The organism is Streptomyces sp. NPDC092370, assembly GCF_044755265.1.
Classification (GTDB): domain Bacteria; phylum Actinomycetota; class Actinomycetes; order Streptomycetales; family Streptomycetaceae; genus Streptomyces.
This window is the reverse complement of sequence record NZ_JBIVQO010000002.1, coordinates 127,086-142,621: the sequence shown is the minus strand read 5'-3', so window position 1 is coordinate 142,621 and position 15,536 is coordinate 127,086. Positions and strand designations below refer to the sequence as shown.

Annotated in this window: 16 protein-coding genes; 11 read left to right on the top strand and 5 right to left on the bottom strand. The window is 72.9% G+C overall.

Going from position 1 to position 15,536, the window contains the following annotated elements; all coding sequences use genetic code 11:
- Positions 1–430: 430 nt before the first annotated feature.
- Together ACIQHQ_RS07270 and ACIQHQ_RS07265 are read left to right on the top strand one after the other, a co-directional pair.
- The gene (locus ACIQHQ_RS07270) at positions 431–757 is read left to right on the top strand and encodes a hypothetical protein (protein WP_402610753.1); all 327 of its coding nucleotides are present in this window, start codon (positions 431–433) and stop codon (positions 755–757) included.
- A gap of 34 nt (positions 758–791) precedes the next feature.
- Positions 792–1,985 carry an ABC transporter substrate-binding protein gene (locus ACIQHQ_RS07265; RefSeq protein ID WP_402610752.1) on the top strand — a complete coding sequence of 398 codons (1,194 nt, stop codon included), beginning with the start codon at positions 792–794 and terminating at the stop codon, positions 1,983–1,985.
- Here the strand turns inward: ACIQHQ_RS07265 and ACIQHQ_RS07260 are convergent.
- Together ACIQHQ_RS07260 and ACIQHQ_RS07255 are read right to left on the bottom strand one after the other, a co-directional pair.
- Entirely contained in the window at positions 1,969–4,257 is a 2,289-nt protein-coding gene (locus ACIQHQ_RS07260; RefSeq protein ID WP_402610751.1) for an ATP-binding cassette domain-containing protein, read from the bottom strand. The genes ACIQHQ_RS07265 and ACIQHQ_RS07260 overlap by 17 nt on opposite strands.
- Before the next feature lie 10 nt (positions 4,258–4,267).
- On the bottom strand, positions 4,268–5,893 hold the full coding sequence (locus tag ACIQHQ_RS07255; RefSeq protein ID WP_402610750.1) for an ABC-F family ATP-binding cassette domain-containing protein: 1,626 nt from the start codon (positions 5,891–5,893) through the stop codon (positions 4,268–4,270).
- 309 nt (positions 5,894–6,202) lie between these two features.
- Here ACIQHQ_RS07255 and ACIQHQ_RS07250 point away from each other — a divergent pair, with 309 nt between their 5' ends.
- Together ACIQHQ_RS07250 and ACIQHQ_RS07245 are read left to right on the top strand one after the other, a co-directional pair.
- Complete coding sequence (locus tag ACIQHQ_RS07250; RefSeq protein WP_402610749.1) at positions 6,203–6,862, top strand: GPP34 family phosphoprotein; 660 nt, start codon at positions 6,203–6,205, stop codon at positions 6,860–6,862.
- A gap of 221 nt (positions 6,863–7,083) precedes the next feature.
- Positions 7,084–7,914 (top strand): isocitrate lyase/phosphoenolpyruvate mutase family protein, encoded by an 831-nt coding sequence (locus ACIQHQ_RS07245; RefSeq protein ID WP_402610748.1) that lies wholly within the window; start codon positions 7,084–7,086, stop codon positions 7,912–7,914.
- A gap of 1 nt (position 7,915) precedes the next feature.
- On the opposite strand, the gene ACIQHQ_RS07240 is transcribed toward ACIQHQ_RS07245, so the two are convergent.
- Positions 7,916–8,332 (bottom strand): SsgA family sporulation/cell division regulator, encoded by a 417-nt coding sequence (locus ACIQHQ_RS07240; RefSeq protein ID WP_402610747.1) that lies wholly within the window; start codon positions 8,330–8,332, stop codon positions 7,916–7,918.
- Between the two features lie 305 nt (positions 8,333–8,637).
- On the opposite strand from ACIQHQ_RS07240, the gene ACIQHQ_RS07235 reads away from it, so the two are divergent.
- Together ACIQHQ_RS07235 and ACIQHQ_RS07230 are read left to right on the top strand one after the other, a co-directional pair.
- Positions 8,638–9,684, top strand: coding sequence for a WD40/YVTN/BNR-like repeat-containing protein (locus tag ACIQHQ_RS07235; protein ID WP_402610746.1), 1,047 nt, complete (start codon positions 8,638–8,640; stop codon positions 9,682–9,684).
- 70 nt (positions 9,685–9,754) lie between these two features.
- Positions 9,755–10,078, top strand: coding sequence for a plasmid stabilization protein (locus ACIQHQ_RS07230; RefSeq protein WP_402610745.1), 324 nt, complete (start codon positions 9,755–9,757; stop codon positions 10,076–10,078).
- A 10-nt stretch (positions 10,079–10,088) separates the two neighbouring features.
- Here the strand turns inward: ACIQHQ_RS07230 and ACIQHQ_RS07225 are convergent, their stop codons facing one another.
- On the bottom strand, positions 10,089–10,382 hold the full coding sequence (locus ACIQHQ_RS07225) for a YciI family protein (RefSeq protein WP_402610744.1): 294 nt from the start codon (positions 10,380–10,382) through the stop codon (positions 10,089–10,091).
- A 62-nt stretch (positions 10,383–10,444) separates the two neighbouring features.
- On the opposite strand from ACIQHQ_RS07225, the gene ACIQHQ_RS07220 reads away from it, so the two are divergent.
- On the top strand, positions 10,445–11,137 hold the full coding sequence (locus tag ACIQHQ_RS07220; protein WP_402610743.1) for an endonuclease V: 693 nt from the start codon (positions 10,445–10,447) through the stop codon (positions 11,135–11,137).
- 104 nt (positions 11,138–11,241) lie between these two features.
- Complete coding sequence (gene mmpA, locus ACIQHQ_RS07215) at positions 11,242–11,388, top strand: morphogenic membrane protein MmpA (RefSeq protein ID WP_402610742.1); 147 nt, start codon at positions 11,242–11,244, stop codon at positions 11,386–11,388.
- Between the two features lie 4 nt (positions 11,389–11,392).
- Here the strand turns inward: mmpA and ACIQHQ_RS07210 are convergent, their stop codons facing one another.
- Positions 11,393–12,571 carry a saccharopine dehydrogenase family protein gene (locus ACIQHQ_RS07210; RefSeq protein WP_402610741.1) on the bottom strand — a complete coding sequence of 393 codons (1,179 nt, stop codon included), beginning with the start codon at positions 12,569–12,571 and terminating at the stop codon, positions 11,393–11,395.
- A gap of 91 nt (positions 12,572–12,662) precedes the next feature.
- Between ACIQHQ_RS07210 and ACIQHQ_RS07205 the strand changes: the two genes are divergently transcribed.
- The 3 genes from ACIQHQ_RS07205 (at position 12,663) to ACIQHQ_RS07195 (ending at position 15,525) form a co-directional block, all read left to right on the top strand.
- Positions 12,663–13,043, top strand: a complete 381-nt coding sequence (locus tag ACIQHQ_RS07205; protein ID WP_402610740.1) for an MmcQ/YjbR family DNA-binding protein — start codon at positions 12,663–12,665, stop codon at positions 13,041–13,043.
- Between the two features lie 110 nt (positions 13,044–13,153).
- Complete coding sequence (locus tag ACIQHQ_RS07200; RefSeq protein ID WP_402610739.1) at positions 13,154–14,299, top strand: CaiB/BaiF CoA transferase family protein; 1,146 nt, start codon at positions 13,154–13,156, stop codon at positions 14,297–14,299.
- Positions 14,300–14,310: 11 nt separating this feature from the next.
- Positions 14,311–15,525 (top strand): acetyl-CoA C-acetyltransferase, encoded by a 1,215-nt coding sequence (locus ACIQHQ_RS07195; protein WP_402610738.1) that lies wholly within the window; start codon positions 14,311–14,313, stop codon positions 15,523–15,525.
- The last annotated feature ends 11 nt before the right edge of the window (positions 15,526–15,536 follow it).

The window sequence follows — 15,536 nt, the reverse complement described above, 5'->3', positions numbered from 1 at the left end:
CGCGGTCCGGTGGTCGCCGGTGCCGGTGCCAGTGCCGGGGTCCCGGGTCACCCCGTGGGTCTCACCGCCGAAGCCGGGGAAGCGGCGGGCGAAGGGCTCCAGGGCTCCAGGGGCGCTGAGGCGGCGCCGGAGGGGGCCGTCCGGCGCTCCCCGCACGCGCGACCGGCCTGCGGGCGGCCAGACCGCCCCCGATCCACGGCGCGGTCCGCTCCTCGACGTGTCAACGCCCGCGTGGTCGGCATCCCATCGGAGGACCTGATCAACCGTCTTGCGGATGATTCACCGCGCCGGGCCCGTGTCGATCTTCCGGCCCGTCGTTATGCGTAGTGCTCCCGGCCCGGACGGCCGGGACCGACCCGATGGAAGGAAACCCAGAGAGATGTACGGTGCGCGGCGAATCGCGGTAGTGGCCTCGATCGCGGGGATGCTCATGGCTGTTCCGGCCGGCATGGCCACGGCCCAGGCCGGAGACGGCGACGCGGGGGCGGGCGGGGTGCTGTCCAACCTCTCCGGCAGGAACTCCTCCGGCCACGCCAACCTCTGCGGGACGGGCAAGGTGGCGCTCTTCAAGGAGCGCACCTGTGTGACCGAGGACGACGGCAGGGGCGGCGGCGACCAGGCGGGCCCCAGCGGAGGCGTCCTGTCCAACCTGCTCTTCGCCCGGAACGCCTCGGGCCACAGCAACAACTGCGGCAACGAGACGGTGGCGGTGTTCAGCAGGACCACCTGCGTCACCGCGGACCGCTCCGGCCACTGAGCAGCCACCCGGTACAGCCCGGAGAGGGGCCGTCATGTCGTCATCTTCCCTGTGCGTGGGCGTGGTAGCGCCTCTGACGGGTCGACTGGCCCCTCTCGGGTCACCGTTGTCGTACGTGCTGCGCAGGCTCGCGCCCCGTCTCGCGCACGTCCGCAACGGCGCGCGCCGTCACGACGTGACCGTCGTGGTGCGCGACAGCCGCTCGGAGCCCGACGCGGCCCGGCGGGCCGTGCGGGACCTGGCCGGAGCCGACGGCGCGCACATCGTGGTCACGATGGCCGGGACGCGGGTCCTGCCCGCCGTCACCGCGGCCTGCGAGCAAATCCGGGTCCCCTGTGTGTCGACCACGTTCCCCTGGCAGGCGTACGTCCACACGCGCGGCGCCGGACCCGGGCACCGCTTCCGGTGGACGTACCACTTCGCGTGGGGGCTGGACGACATCGCCACCGTCTTCGCGGACCTGTGGGAGCTGGCCGGCGGGGGCGCCGTCGGGTGTCTCTGGAACGACGACCTGCAGGGCGATCTGCTGCGTCACGACCGCTACGGCTTCGCCCCGGTGACGTCCCCGCGCGGGCACACCCTGGTCGACCTCGGCGCCTACCGTGAGCCGGCCGACGGCTTCCAGGCGCAGGTCAGGCGGATGCGGGAGCGCGGCGCCGACCTGGTCACCAGCGCCGCCACCGCCGCCGACCTCGCCCTCTTCCACCGCCAGGCCCGCGAGGCAGGGCTGCGTCCGCGGCTGATCACCTGCTCGCGCTGGCTGACCTACCCGCACACCCACACCACCCGTGCCCCCGGCGTACACGGCGAACTGGCCGACGCCCGCGTGGCCACCCTGGTCTACTGGAGCCCCGGTCACCCCTACCGCTCCGGCCTGGACGGCACCACGTGCGCGGAACTCGCCCGCGCCTACCGGCGAGACACCGGCGCCGCGTGGCTCCAGCCGCTGGGTCTGGCCCACGCCCTCCTGGAGACGGCCCACCATGCCCTCGCCGTCGCGGACGACCCCACCGACCGGGCGTCCGTGGCGCGGGCCCTCGCCGGCACCCGGCTCGACACCGTCGCCGGGCGCCTCGACTGGACCCGGGGGCCGGCGCCCAACATCGCCCTCCTTCCGCTGGTCGGCGGGCAGTGGCACCACGGTCCCCAAGGCCCCCGCCTCGCCGTCGTCAGCAACAGCGCTCACCCCGGCGTGCCGCTCACCGGGGAGCTCAGGCCGGCGCGATGACGTCCGCCCGGACCGCCCGCCGCAGATGCTCGCCGGTGAATGACCCCTCCGCCTCCAGAAGCCGGCGTGGTGTTCCCTCGAAGACGATCTCGCCGCCGTCCCGGCCGCCGTCCGGGCCGAGGTCGATCACCCAGTCGGCCCGGGCGACCACGTCGAGGTTGTGTTCGACGACCACGACCGTGTTGCCCGCGTCGACCAGCCGGTCCAACAGGGCGACGAGGCCCTCCACGTCCGCCATGTGCAGACCGGTCGTCGGTTCGTCGAGCACATAGACCGCGCCCGTGCGGTGCAGGCGCGTGGCCAGCTTGATGCGCTGCCGCTCACCGCCCGAGAGCGTGGAGAGCGGCTGGCCGAGCGTCAGATAGGTGAGGCCGACGTCCCGCAGGGCGCGCAGCCGGCGCCGTACGCTCGTGTCGTCGAAGAAGCCCAGTGCCTGCTCGGCCGTCATCTCCAGGACGTCGGCGACGGAGCTGCCCTTCACCGTCAGCCGCAGCACCTCCTCCTTGAAGCGCCGCCCCTCGCAGTCGTGGCAGGTCGTCGTCACCGGGTCCATGAAGGCGAGGTCGGTGTAGATGATGCCCCGCCCCCCGCAGGTGCCGCAGGCCCCGGCGGAGTTGAAGCTGAACTGACCCGCCTCGGCCCCCGTCTCACGGGCGAAGATCTTCCGGACGGTGTCCATGATCCCCAGGTACGTCGCCGGGGTGGAGCGGCCCGAGATGCCGATCGCCGACTGGTCGACGACCACGGCCTCCTCGTGCGCGGCGGTGAACTCCCCGGCCAGGGTGCTCTTGCCGGACCCGGCGACCCCGGTCACCGCCGTGAGTACACCGGCCGGGAACCGTACGGTCAGATCCCGCAGGTTGTGCCGGTCGGCGCCCTTGACCCACAACTCGCCGGTCGGCTGCCGCACCTCGTCCTTGACCGCCGTGCGGGTGCGCAGGCAGCGCCCGGTGAGCGTGCCGGACGCGGCCAGCTCCCGCGGCGTTCCCTCGAACACCACCGTGCCGCCCCCGGTGCCGGCTCCCGGCCCCATGTCGACGACGTGGTCGGCCAGCGCGATCACGTCCGGGTCGTGCTCGACGACCAGCACGGTGTTGCCCTTGTCGCGCAGCCGCAGCAGCAGCTCTCCGAGGCGGCCCACGTCGCGCGGATGCAGTCCGACGCTCGGCTCGTCGAAGATGTACGTCATCCCGGTCAGGCTGGAGCCGAGGTGCCGCACCGTCTTCAGCCGCTGCCCCTCCCCGCCGCTGAGCGTGGCCGTCTCCCGGTCGAGGCTGAGGTAGCCGAGCCCGATCGCCTCGATGCGCTCCAGCGCCGCGACGGCGGCCGAGGCGATCGGCGCGGCGACCGGGTCGTCGATCTCCTTGAGCACGGCGATCAGGTCCGTGACCTGCATGCGGGTGCAGTCGGCGATCGACCGGCCGTTGATCCGGGTCGCGAGCGCCGCCGCGTTCAGACGTGCTCCGCGGCAGACCGGGCAGGTGCCCTCCACCAGGAACGCGCGGACGAGGTCCCTGGTCCTCTGGCTCATGGCCGACAGGTCCCGCTTCAGGTACAGCCGCTCGAAGCGGACGGCCAGCCCCTCGTACTCGGTGGTCCAGGTGCCGCCGGTGCCGTTGACGGTGACCTTGCTGCCGGGCCGTCCGCGCATCAGGAACTCGCGCTCGGCGGGGGTGAACCGGCCCACGGGCTTGTGCGGGTCGAGGTCGTCGCTGTTCGTGTACGCCTGTCCCTGCCAGGTCCCGGCGGCGAACGGCGGGAAGCGGACCGCGCCGTCCGCGAGGGAGCGGTCCGGGTCGAGGATGCGGTCCCAGTCAGGGCGTACCGTGCGGCCGAGGCCGTCGCACTCGGGGCACATGCCCGCAGGGTCGTTGAACGAGTACGCCGTCGCGGGTCCGGCGCTCGGGGTGCCGTGCCGGGAGAACAGCACCCGGATCACCGAGTAGACGTCCGTCATGGTGCCGACGGTCGACCGGGAGTGGCCGCCGACCTGCCGTTGGTCCACGACGATCGCGGGCGTGAGGTGCTCCAGGCCGTCCGCGTGCGGCCGCTCGAACTTGGGCAGCCGGTTGCGGACGAACCACGGGTACGTCTCGTTCAGCTGGCGCTGCGACTCCACAGCGATCGTGTCGAAGACCACGGACGACTTCCCCGACCCCGAAACGCCGGTGAACACGGTCAGCCGGCCTTTCGGGATGCGCAGGGTGACGTCCTTCAGGTTGTTCTCACGTGCTCCGGTCAGGGTGATGGCATCGTGCGTGGCGTCGGTCATGCCACCGACGCTAGGAGGAAATCCCGACAGCCTCTGGCGTGATTTCCCTCAGTTCGCCCTCCTCCAGCAGCAGCCAGCGCGTGATGCCGATCGACTCCAGGAAGGGCAGGTCGTGACTGGCCACGAGCAGCGCCCCCTCGTACGACTCCAGAGCCGTGGTGAGCTGCCGGACGCTCGCCATGTCGAGGTTGTTGGTCGGCTCGTCCAGCATGAGCAGCTGCGGTGCGGGCTCGGCCAGCATCAGCGCCGCCAGCGCTGCCCGGAAGCGCTCACCGCCGGACAGCGTCGCCGCCTTCTGATCGGCACGGGCGCCCCGGAACAGGAACCGCGCCAGCCGCGCCCTGATCCGGTTGTTGGTGGCACCCGGCGCGAACCGGGCCACGTTCTCGGCGACGGTCCGCTCCCCGTCGAGGACGTCGAGCCGCTGCGGCAGGAACCGCAGCGGAACGTGCGCCCGCACCTCGCCCGACTCCGGGGCCAGCTCACCGGTGATCGTGCGCAGCAGGGTCGTCTTGCCCGCGCCGTTGCGCCCGATCAACGCCACCCGCTCCGGCCCGCGCAGCTCGAAGCCGCCCCGCACCCGGGCGCCGTACCGGAGCCCGAGATCCTGGAGGGTGAGGACCGTACGCCCCGGTGGCACGGCCGTGTACGGCAGGTCGACGCGGATCTCGTCGTCGTCCCGTACGGCCTCCACCGCCTCGTCGAGCCGCTCCCTGGCCTCGGCGAGCTTCTCCTCGTGCATGATCCGGTGCTTGCCCGCGGATTCCTGCGCCGCGCGCTTGCGCGCCCCCATAACGATCTTGGGCTCGCGCTTGCTGTCCCACATCTTCTGCCCGTACCGTTTCCGGCGGGCCAGCTTGACCTGGGCGTCGGCCAGTTCGCGCTTCTGCTTGCGGAAGTCGGACTCGGCGACGCGCACCATGCGTTCGGCCGCCTCCTGTTCGATCTCCAGAGCCTCCTCGTAGTCGGAGTAGTTGCCGCCGTACCAGGTGATCTCCCCGGAGCGCAGATCGGCGATCTGGTCGACCAAGTCCAGCAGTTCACGGTCGTGGCTGACGACGATCATCACGCCCGGCCAGGACCGGACGGCCGCGTACAGCCGTCTGCGGGCGTGCAGGTCGAGGTTGTTGGTCGGTTCGTCCAGCAGCAGCACGTCGGGGCGGCGCAGGAGGAGTGCGGCCAGGCGCAGCAGGACGGATTCGCCGCCCGACACCTCACCGATGGTGCGGTCCAGATGGACGTGCCCCAGGCCGAGTTCGCCGAGGGTGGCGAGGGCGCGCTCCTCGACGTCCCAGTCGTCGCCGACGGTCTCGAAGTGCGCCTCGCAGACGTCACCCGCCTCGATGGCGTGCAGCGCGGCGCGCCGGCCGGCGATGCCGAGCGCCTCGTCGACGCGCAGGGTGGTGTCGAGCGTGACGTTCTGCGGGAGGTATCCGACCTCGCCGGCCACCCGGACGGTGCCGTCGGCTGGTGCGAGTTCACCGGCGATCAGTCTCAACAGGGTTGATTTTCCAGACCCGTTGACGCCGACCAGGCCGGTGCGGCCGGGGCCGAACGTGACGTCCAGCCCTTCGAAGACGGGGCTGCCGTCGGGCCAGGTGAACGAGAGGGACGTGACGGTGATGGAAGCAGACATGGTGGCCTCACTCGCGGTTGCTCGAAGCGGTCAGGGGCAAACGCGTGTCGAGACACCTGCGACCAGGGGAGGAGGAGGCTCCATGGCACATCCCGGGCATGAAAAACGCCCTGCACCCAAGGACGGCTCGAACGCCGAGGTCGCACGCAGCGCACACCAGTGAGGTGTGACGCGGTGTCTCAGGACCTCAGACGAGCAACGTCCTTCTCCAATCGGCGGCGACAGGGACGCTTCACACCGTAGGAGGGCGCTTTGAGCCTGTCAACGGATTAACGTGCGACTCGATCTTCCCGCTCCCAAGGAGGCCCCGTGCCCAACGGCCCGCTCACGCTGCCGGCCCGGCTCTGTCTGCTGGCCTGGGACGCCGCGCGGCCTGCGGCCGGCGGCACCGCACACCGGCCGGACCTGGTGCGGGCGGGCGCCCTCGTCGAGCTGGCCCAGCGCGGTCTGCTCACCGACGAGGACGGCATCGCCACACCGGTCGACCTGGACGCGAGCACGGGTGACGCGGTCCTCGACGGGCTGCTGGACCTCGTTCGCGAGTCGTGCCCGCACCCCTGGCGGACCTGGGTGACGCTGCGGGCGCGGGTGACCTTCGACGCCGTGCGCGAACAACTGGTGGCGGAGGGGTACTTGCGGGCGGAGAAGCGCCGGGTGCTCGGCATGTTCCCCTCCGTGGAGTACGCGCTGGAGCGGCTCGCGGTCGTGGAGGCGCTGCGGGAGGAGGTGCGGGACGTCCTGCGGGGCGAGGGCGCCGAGGTCTCCGGGCGGGACGCGGCGGTCGTCGCGCTCGCCGCCGCGGCGGGGCTGCTGCCGGAGCGCGAGGTGCGCGTCCACGAGCGGCGGCTCGAGGCCCTGCTCGAACGCGCCGGTGCGGCGGGGCCCGGGCCGCGGAGGGCGGTTTGCGAGGCGAGTACGGCGGTGACCACGACGACCAGGTCCGCCCCCGCACCGACGGCAGGCGGCTGAGCGCGCGGACCGGCAGCCGTCCACGCCTGTGCCGGGCCCACGGCCCGGTTCCGGTTCACCGTCGCGTGGGTCTTGTGCCCGGGGCTTGCTTGACCGTCGCGTGGGTCCTGCGGCCGGAGTCCGCTTCACCGGCACGCCGATCCCGCGGTCCGACGCCCGCCCCACCATCCACGTCGGATTTCTGCCGGACGTCCCGGCCCGCCCGCTGGTTCAGTTGCCCCATGACCCAGCGGAGCGACCTCGCCTCGGCCTTCCGGGCCCTTCACATCCCCGGGACCCCGCTGGTCCTGCCCAACGCCTGGGACGCCGTGAGCGCCCGGCTCGTCGAGGAGGCGGGGGCCGCCGCCGTGGCGACGACTAGCGCCGGGCTGGTCTGGGCACTCGGCGCGGCGGACGGCGAGCGGGTGGGCCGGGACGCGGCCCTCGCCGCCGTCGCCAGGATCGCGAACACCGTGAGCGTCCCCGTGACCGCGGACATCGAGAGCGGATACGCCGAGGACGCGGAGGGCGTCGCCGACACGGTCCGGGCCGTCCTCGACGCGGGAGCGGTCGGGGTGAACATCGAGGACGCCCGGTACGGCGCCGGGGCCGACGGCCCGCTGCGGGACGTCGCCGAGCAGGCCGAGCGGATCACCGCCGTCCGCGAGGCGGCCGACGCGGCGGGAGTGCCGCTGTTCGTCAACGCCCGCATCGACACCTTCCTCTGCGGCGACGGGGGAGTGGACCCCACCCTGGAGCGGGCGGCCGCCTACCGCGCCGCCGGCGCCGACGGGATCCTCGTCCCCGGGGCCGTCGACCCGGGGACCGTGAAAGAACTGGTGACCGGCGTCGACGGGCCGCTGAACGTGATGGCCGGCCCCGGCGCACCCCCGGTCGCCGAACTGGCCGCCCTGGGCGTCGCCCGGATCAGCGTCGGCTCGGGCATCGCCCAGGCCGCCCACGCCGTGGTCCGCCGGGCAGCGCGGGAGCTGCTGGACCGGGGGACCTATGGGGGACTGGCCGACGCGCTGGGCTACGGCGAGGTCAACACCCTCCTGACCCGGGTCCGTTGACTCAGCACGCGTCGCGCATCAGCTCGGCGAGACCATGGTCCAGGTCCAGTTGGAGGTGCTCCAGGCCGACGGGCACGAGTTCGCTCGTGGCTTCCAGGAACCGGCGGATCTCGCTCGAGCGGACGTGGACCACGGCGGTGCCCTCGGGGGCGTGGAACTCCAGCACCGTGCGGTCGTAGCCATAGGGCCGCACCCGTACGTCGCCGTGCCCCTCGGCGTTCGTCTGGCCCGCGGCCAGCAGCTCACGGGAGAAGGTCCAGCAGACCTCGACGCCCTCCAGCGTGGCCGGGGCGGGGAAGGTCATGCGGACGGCGAAAGGATCACGCCGGTCGTAGTGCAGCGTCGCGGGAATGCTCGGCATACGCGGCGCGGCGGCGACGAGGCGGGCCTCCACGGGCTGCTCGATGACGATGGACAACGCCTTGCTCCCTTGTGACGGCTGAACGGACACGTCCGGGCGGATGAGGCCGGGCATGGGAAGAGACGACGGAATCAGCCAATCCGTGCACACGAAGTGCGAGTGACCTCTGTCACCGCGTTCATGCGCCGGAGTGACGTGGCTCTCCTCCTGTGCCCGGAAGGGCACTCGTGGCACCCGCCGCACCACCCGGAACGTCCGCGAGGCCATCTGGACGGCACCCGGGCGGTGGGCTAGCTTCCCCGGCCATGAGGCGCATGGGGAGCACGCGACGCACGGGACGAACTCGGGGCAGGGCGACCGCGATGGCGGCCTGCGCGGCGGCACTGGCCGCCCTGACCGCCGTACCGGCGCAGGCGCAGGGGCCGGAGCGCCGGGCGCCGCACTGGGAACTCAAGGACACCGGCGCCGTGGAGGCACGCTTCCGGGGCCTCGCGGCGGTCAGCCGGAACACCGCGTGGGTCGCCGGGACCGGGGGCACCGTGCTGCGCACCACCGACGGCGGGGCGACCTGGCGGAACGTCTCGCCGCCCGGGACGGGGGAGTTGCAGTTCCGGGACGTCGAGGCGTTCGACGCGCGCCGGGCCGTGGTCCTGGCCATCGGCGAGGGCGAGGCGTCCCGCGTCTACCGCACCGACGACGGCGGAGCGACCTGGACGGAGTCCTTCCGCAACACCGACCCGAAGGCCTTCTACGACTGCGTCGCCTTCTTCGACCACCGCCACGGCCTCGCGATGAGCGACCCGGTGAACGGCAAGTTCCGCATCCTGTCGACCGGCGACGGCGGCCGGACCTGGAAGGTGCTGCCGGACCAGGGCATGCCGCCCGCGCAGGAGGGCGAGGCCGGATTCGCGGCGAGCGGCCAGTGCCTGGTGACGTCCGGGCCGAAGGACGTCTGGCTCGCCACCGGCGGGGCGGCGCGCGCGCGTGTGCTGCACTCCGCCGACCGGGGACGCACCTGGACGGCCGCCGACACCCCCCTCCCGGCGGGCGACCCGGCCCGCGGCGTCTTCGCGCTCGCCTACCGCGACCGCGCCCGCGGTCTCGCCGTCGGCGGCGACTTCCGCCCCGACCAGACCTCACCGAGCGCCGCCGCGCGCACCTTTGACGGCGGCCGCACCTGGCGCCCGGCCGCCACCTCCCCGCCCGCCTACCGCTCCGGCGTCGCCTGGCTCCCGCACAGCCGCACCGCCGCCCTCGCCGTCGGCCCCACGGGTACCGACCTCACCACGGATGCCGGACGTACCTGGCGGACCGTCGACACGGGCTCCTACGACACCGTCGACTGCACCCCGGACCACGGGTGCTGGGCCGCGGGCGAGAAGGGCCGGGTTGCCCGCCTGGAGCACTGAGCGTGCGGGGTGCTCTGATCGTTGGCAGTGTGGGTACTCGTTCACTGATCGTGAAAGGAAGTGAGCGAGAATGCCACGCGGTTCGAGCTCCAAGCGGGAGCGCCAGTACGAGCACATCAAGGAAAGCGCGAAGGACCGGGGCGAAAGCACCGGCCGTGCCAAGGAGATCGCCGCTCGGACGGTGAACAAGGAACGCGCCCGCTCCGGCGAGTCGAAGACGGCCAGCCGCACCTCCACCCAGGACATGTCCTCCGGCAAGCGGGGCGGTCAGCGGTCGGGGCAGGGCTCCCAGGGGCCCACCTACGACCAGCTGTACCAGGAGGCCAAGCGCCGTGGTGTCGAGGGCCGTTCCAGCATGAACAAGAGCCAGCTGCAGCGCGCGCTGGGCAAGTGAGGCCGATGCCTCAGAGGGTCTCCCGGTAGGCCTCCAGCGCGGGTGCCGTCTTCGTCGCCGTGAACTCGGTGACGCGGTAGGCGCACAAGCCCGCGGTGACGAACGGGTCTTTCGCGGTGATCTCCTCGATTAGCGCGCGATCCCCCGCGACGGCGATGATCACCCCGCCGTCGCGGGGGTTCTTGCGCCCGGACGCGAGGAAGACCCCCTGCCGGTACTGCTCGTCGAGCCAGACCACATGCTCCTCCAGCACGGCGTCGACGGCTTCCAGCGGGGCGGTGTACGTCAGCTCCAGCACGAACATGAGCGGGAGCCTACCCCCGGGCACCCGTCCGGCCGCCGGGGAGCCCGTAGGCTCGGGGCACCATGACGACCGTACGCATCCCCGAGGACTGGCCCGCCACCGAGGAACAGGCCCGCGCCGTCCAGGACGAACTGCGCGAGCGCGTGATCCTCGGCGAATCCGGGCCGCCGCCCGGGACGGGCAGGTTGACGGGGGTCGACGTCGCCTACGACGACGAGCGGGACGTCGTCGCGGCCGCGGCGGTCGTGCTGGACGCGTCGAGTCTGGAGGTCGTCGCGCAGGCCACGGCCGTGGGGCGGGTCTCCTTCCCCTACGTGCCGGGGTTGCTCGCCTTCCGCGAGATCCCCACGGTCCTCGCCGCCCTCGACGCCCTGCCCTGTCCGCCCGGCCTGGTGGTCTGCGACGGCTACGGACTCGCCCACCCCCGCCGCTTCGGCCTCGCCAGCCACCTCGGCGTCCTGACCGGCCTGCCCACGATCGGTGTCGCCAAGAACCCGTTCACCTTCACCTACGACGACCCGGACACCCCGCGCGGGAGCACCTCGCCGCTGCTCGCCGGGTCCGAGGAGGTCGGCCGCGCCCTGCGCACCCGGGACGCCGTCAAGCCCGTCTTCGTCTCCGTCGGCCACCGGGTGACGCTGGACGACGCCTGCGCGCACACCCTCGCGCTGACGCCCGCCTACCGCCTCCCGGAGACCACCCGCAGGGCGGACGCGCTGTGCCGCAAGGCGCTGCGGGAGACCGGGCCCGCCTGACGGACCGCACGCCCCCGGCGGTGAGGCGAGCGGCACGATCTGAGTACCGGGGCTGAGTATCCGTACGGATGCCCGGCCGCCGCCCCGGCGGCACGCTGGGGCGCATGACAACGCACCGCGCCCCCAAGCCCGTCGCCGGCCCGACCCAGAGCGTCGAGCGGGCCGTCACCGCAGGTCTGATCCTCGCCGTGCTGGCGGGGCTCGGCTGGATCGCCGGGATGATCTACACCATCGCCGAGTGGCCGCTGTAGGACCTCAGCGGGCCGCCGCGACACGGAAGCGGATGCCCGCCGCTCGCAGCCGGTCGATCAGCGCGTTGCCCATCGCCACGGCCGTGGTCACCTGGCCCGCCGTGCTCGGAAGGTCGTCCAGGGCCAGGCACAGGGCCGACTCGGCGAGCATCTTGGCGGTCTCGTCGTAACCGGGATCGCCGCCCGAGACCTCCGTGTACACCCGCTTGCCGCCGCCTTCGCCCACGAAACGCACGGAGAACCAGCTCTTCGCCCGCTTCTCGGCGCTCGGTCCGTCGCCGGGCTTGAGCCGGGCCGACAGCCGGCGTCGCGCGGGCGGCACCTGGGCCGCCGCGACCAGGGCGCCGACGGCCGCGACCCCGCCCACCGCGACGGGCAGGTGCCGCACGGCCGCGTACTGCCGATAGCGGAAGTCGGGCCCGTACCGGTCCAGGGCCGCCGCCGAACGCCGCACGATCTGCGGGTCGATGGTCGGCATCGGCAGCGCCCACGCGCCGACCTCCTTGGCGAACCGGGGCGCGCCGAGCGGTGCCGACACCCGCCGGCCCACCAGCCGCGGCTCGTGCCGCCGCCGGTCCCGTACGGCCGCCGCCATCTCTTTCTGCCGCGCGAACTGGTTGAGGGCCGAGGCGAAGGTCCCGCCGGAGAACGCCGCGTCGGCGGTCACGAAGCCCTCGATGTCCAGCGGCACGTCCGTCGGCAGTTGCTGCACGGTGAAGTACACGCCCAAGTCGTGCGGGACCGAGTCGAACCCGGCGGCGTGCACCAGCCGCGCCCCGGTCTCCCGCGCGCGTGCGTCGTGCCGGACGTACATCAGGTCCACGAACTCGGGTTCGCCGCACAGGTCGGGGTAGTCGGTCCCGGTGCCGGCGCAGGCGGCGACGAGTTCCTCGCCGTACGTCACGTACGGGCCGACCGTCGTGGCCACCACACGCGCGCGCTCCGCGAGGGCGCGCAGCGAGGCCGGGTCGCAGACGTCCGCCCGCTCCACCCCCACCTCGGCGTCGGCGGGCAGCCGTTCCCGCAGCCGCTCCAGTTTCTCGGCGTTGCGGCCCGCGATCGCCCAGCGCAGTCCCTCGGGCGCGTGCGCGGCCAGGTACTCCGCGGTGAGCGCCCCGGCGAAACTGGTCGCTCCGAAGAGCACGATGTCGTACGGACGGTCCGTCCTGCTTTGCCTGCTCATGACACCCCTCGGTCGTGCAGCCCGTGCCGCTGTCGGTGGCCGAGGCTAGCGTGAGGGGTGCGGAGCCCGACGACGAGCCCGGAGGACGACGATGGCCGTGCCCAGGAATGCCCTGAAGAAGTGGGAGAAAGCGCGCGCGTTCGCGCTGGGGCTGCCGGATGCCGTCGAGGAGTTCCCCTGGGGCGAGTCCGTCGCGAAGGTCAACAAGAAGGTGTTCGTCTTCCTTGGGGTCCAGGACGGCAGTTACCCCCTGGGGGTGACGGTGAAGCTCAAGGACGAGACGGCGCACGCGCACGCGCTGGCCTGTCCCGGCGCCGAGCCCGCCGGCTACGGCCTGGGCAAGGCGGGCTGGGTGAGCATCCCCCTGGAGCCGCAGGGCGCCCCGACCGCGGAGGTGCTGTGCGACTGGGTGGAGGAGAGCTACCGGGTGATCGCCCCGAAGCGGCTGATAGTCGAGCTGGACGCGGGCTGACCTCGTCCGGCAGATTGCTAAGCGCTTGCTCGTTCAGGTCTTGTGCCGAGTGGAACACGTTCTTAGCATCACTGGTGTTACATCAGATGTGTCACAGCACTGGGGGCCGGATGACCACGGCAAGGACGCCAGGACACGGCCCGCTCACCGGCGTGCGCGTGGTCGAGCTGGCGGGTATCGGGCCCGGCCCGTTCGCCGCCATGCTCCTGGCCGACCTCGGGGCCGACGTGGTGCGCGTGGACCGCCCAGGCGGCCCCGTGCTCGCGATCGACCCGGCGTACGACGTCACCAACCGCAACAAGCGCTCGGTGGTCGTCGATCTGAAGGCACCGGACGGCCCGGACCAGGTGCTCGGCCTCGCCGCCCGCGCCGACATCCTTCTCGAGGGCTACCGGCCCGGCGTCGCCGAACGCCTCGGCGTCGGACCCGAGGCCTGCCTCGCCCGCAACCGGCGCCTCGTCTACGGCCGGATGACCGGCTGGGGCCAGGACGGCCCGCTCGCCCAGCGCGCCGGGCACGACATCGCGTACATCGCCCCCACCGGCACCCTCGGCATGATCGGCCGTCCGGACGAGCCGCCGGCCGCCCCCGCCAACCTCCTCGGCGACTACGCGGGCGGCTCGCTGTACCTGGTCGTCGGCGTTCTCGCCGCCCTCCACCACGCGCGTGCGAGCGGCACCGGCCAGGTCGTGGACGCCGCGATCGTCGACGGCACCGCCCATCTCGCGACGATGATCCACGGCATGCTCGCCGCCGGTGGCTGGCAGGACCGCCGCGGCGCCAACCTCCTGGACGGCGGCTGCCCCTACTACGGCACCTACGAGACCGCAGACGGGCGGTACATGGCCGTCGGTGCCCTGGAGCCGCAGTTCTACGCGGAGTTCCTCGCCCTCCTCGGCATCGGCGACCGCGCCGGGGCCCGCAAGGACGTCGGCCGCTGGGACGAACTGCGCGAAGAAGTCGCCGCCCGCTTCAAGAGCCGGACCAGGGACGAGTGGACGGCCCTCTTCGACGGCACCGACGCGTGCGTGGCGCCCGTGCTGTCGCTGCGCGAGGCCCCGCACCACCCGCACCTGGCCGCCCGCGGCACCTTCACCGACCACGGCGGCATCACCCAGCCCGCCCCGGCCCCCCGCTTCTCCGCGACCCCGACCTCCGTCCGCACCGGCCCGGCCCGGCCGGGCGCCGACACCGCGGACGTCGCCCGGGACTGGGACGTCCCCGGGCTGCTCCCGTCGTCCCGAAACCCTCAGTGAAAGGCCTCCTCGTGAGCACCGAAGCGTACGTGTACGACGCGATCCGCACCCCGCGCGGGCGCGGCAAGGCAGGCGGCGCCCTGCACGGCACCAAGCCCATCGACCTGGTCGTCGGACTCATCCACGAGATCCGCGCCCGCTTCCCGGACCTCGACCCGGCCGCCGTCGACGACATCGTCCTCGGCGTCGTCGGCCCGGTCGGCGACCAGGGCTCCGACATCGCGCGGATCGCGGCGATCGCGGCCGGGCTGCCCGACACGGTGGCCGGAGTGCAGGAGAACCGCTTCTGTGCCTCGGGCCTGGAGGCCGTCAACCTGGCCGCGGCGAAGGTCCGTTCCGGCTGGGAGGACCTCGTCCTGGCGGGCGGCGTCGAGTCGATGTCCCGGGTGCCGATGGCCTCCGACGGCGGCGCCTGGTTCAACGACCCGATGACCAACCTCCAGGTCAACTTCGTGCCGCAGGGCATCGGCGCCGACCTCATCGCCACCATCGAGGGCTTCTCCCGGCGCGACGTCGACGAGTACGCCGCCCTCTCCCAGGAGCGGGCCGCCACCGCCATGAAGGACGGCCGCTTCGACAGGTCCGTCGTCCCGGTGAAGGACCGCAGCGGTCTGGTCGTCCTCGACCACGACGAGTTCCCGCGCCCCGGCACCACCGCCGACTCCCTCGCCAAGCTGAAGCCGTCCTTCGCGGACATCGGCGAACTCGGCGGATTCGACGCGGTGGCCCTCCAGCAGTACCACTGGGTGGAGAAGATCGACCACGTCCACCACGCGGGCAACTCATCGGGCATCGTGGACGGCGCCTCGCTCGTCGCGATCGGCTCCAGGGAGGTCGGCGAGCGCTACGGCCTCACGCCGCGCGCGCGGATCGTCTCCGCCGCCGTCTCCGGCTCCGAGCCCACCATCATGCTCACCGGTCCCGCCCCCGCCACCCGCAAGGCCCTCGCCAAGGCCGGACTGACCATCGACGACATCGACCTCGTCGAGATCAACGAGGCGTTCGCGGCGGTCGTGCTGCGCTTCGTACGGGACATGGGCCTGTCCCTGGACAAGGTCAACGTCAACGGCGGCGCGATCGCGCTCGGCCACCCCCTCGGCGCCACCGGCGCGATGATCCTCGGCACCCTCGTCGACGAACTCGAGCGCCAGGACAAGCGCTACGGCCTCGCCACGCTGTGCGTCGGCGGCGGCATGGGCGTCGCCACCATCGTCGAGCGCATCTGACCCCCTCCCGA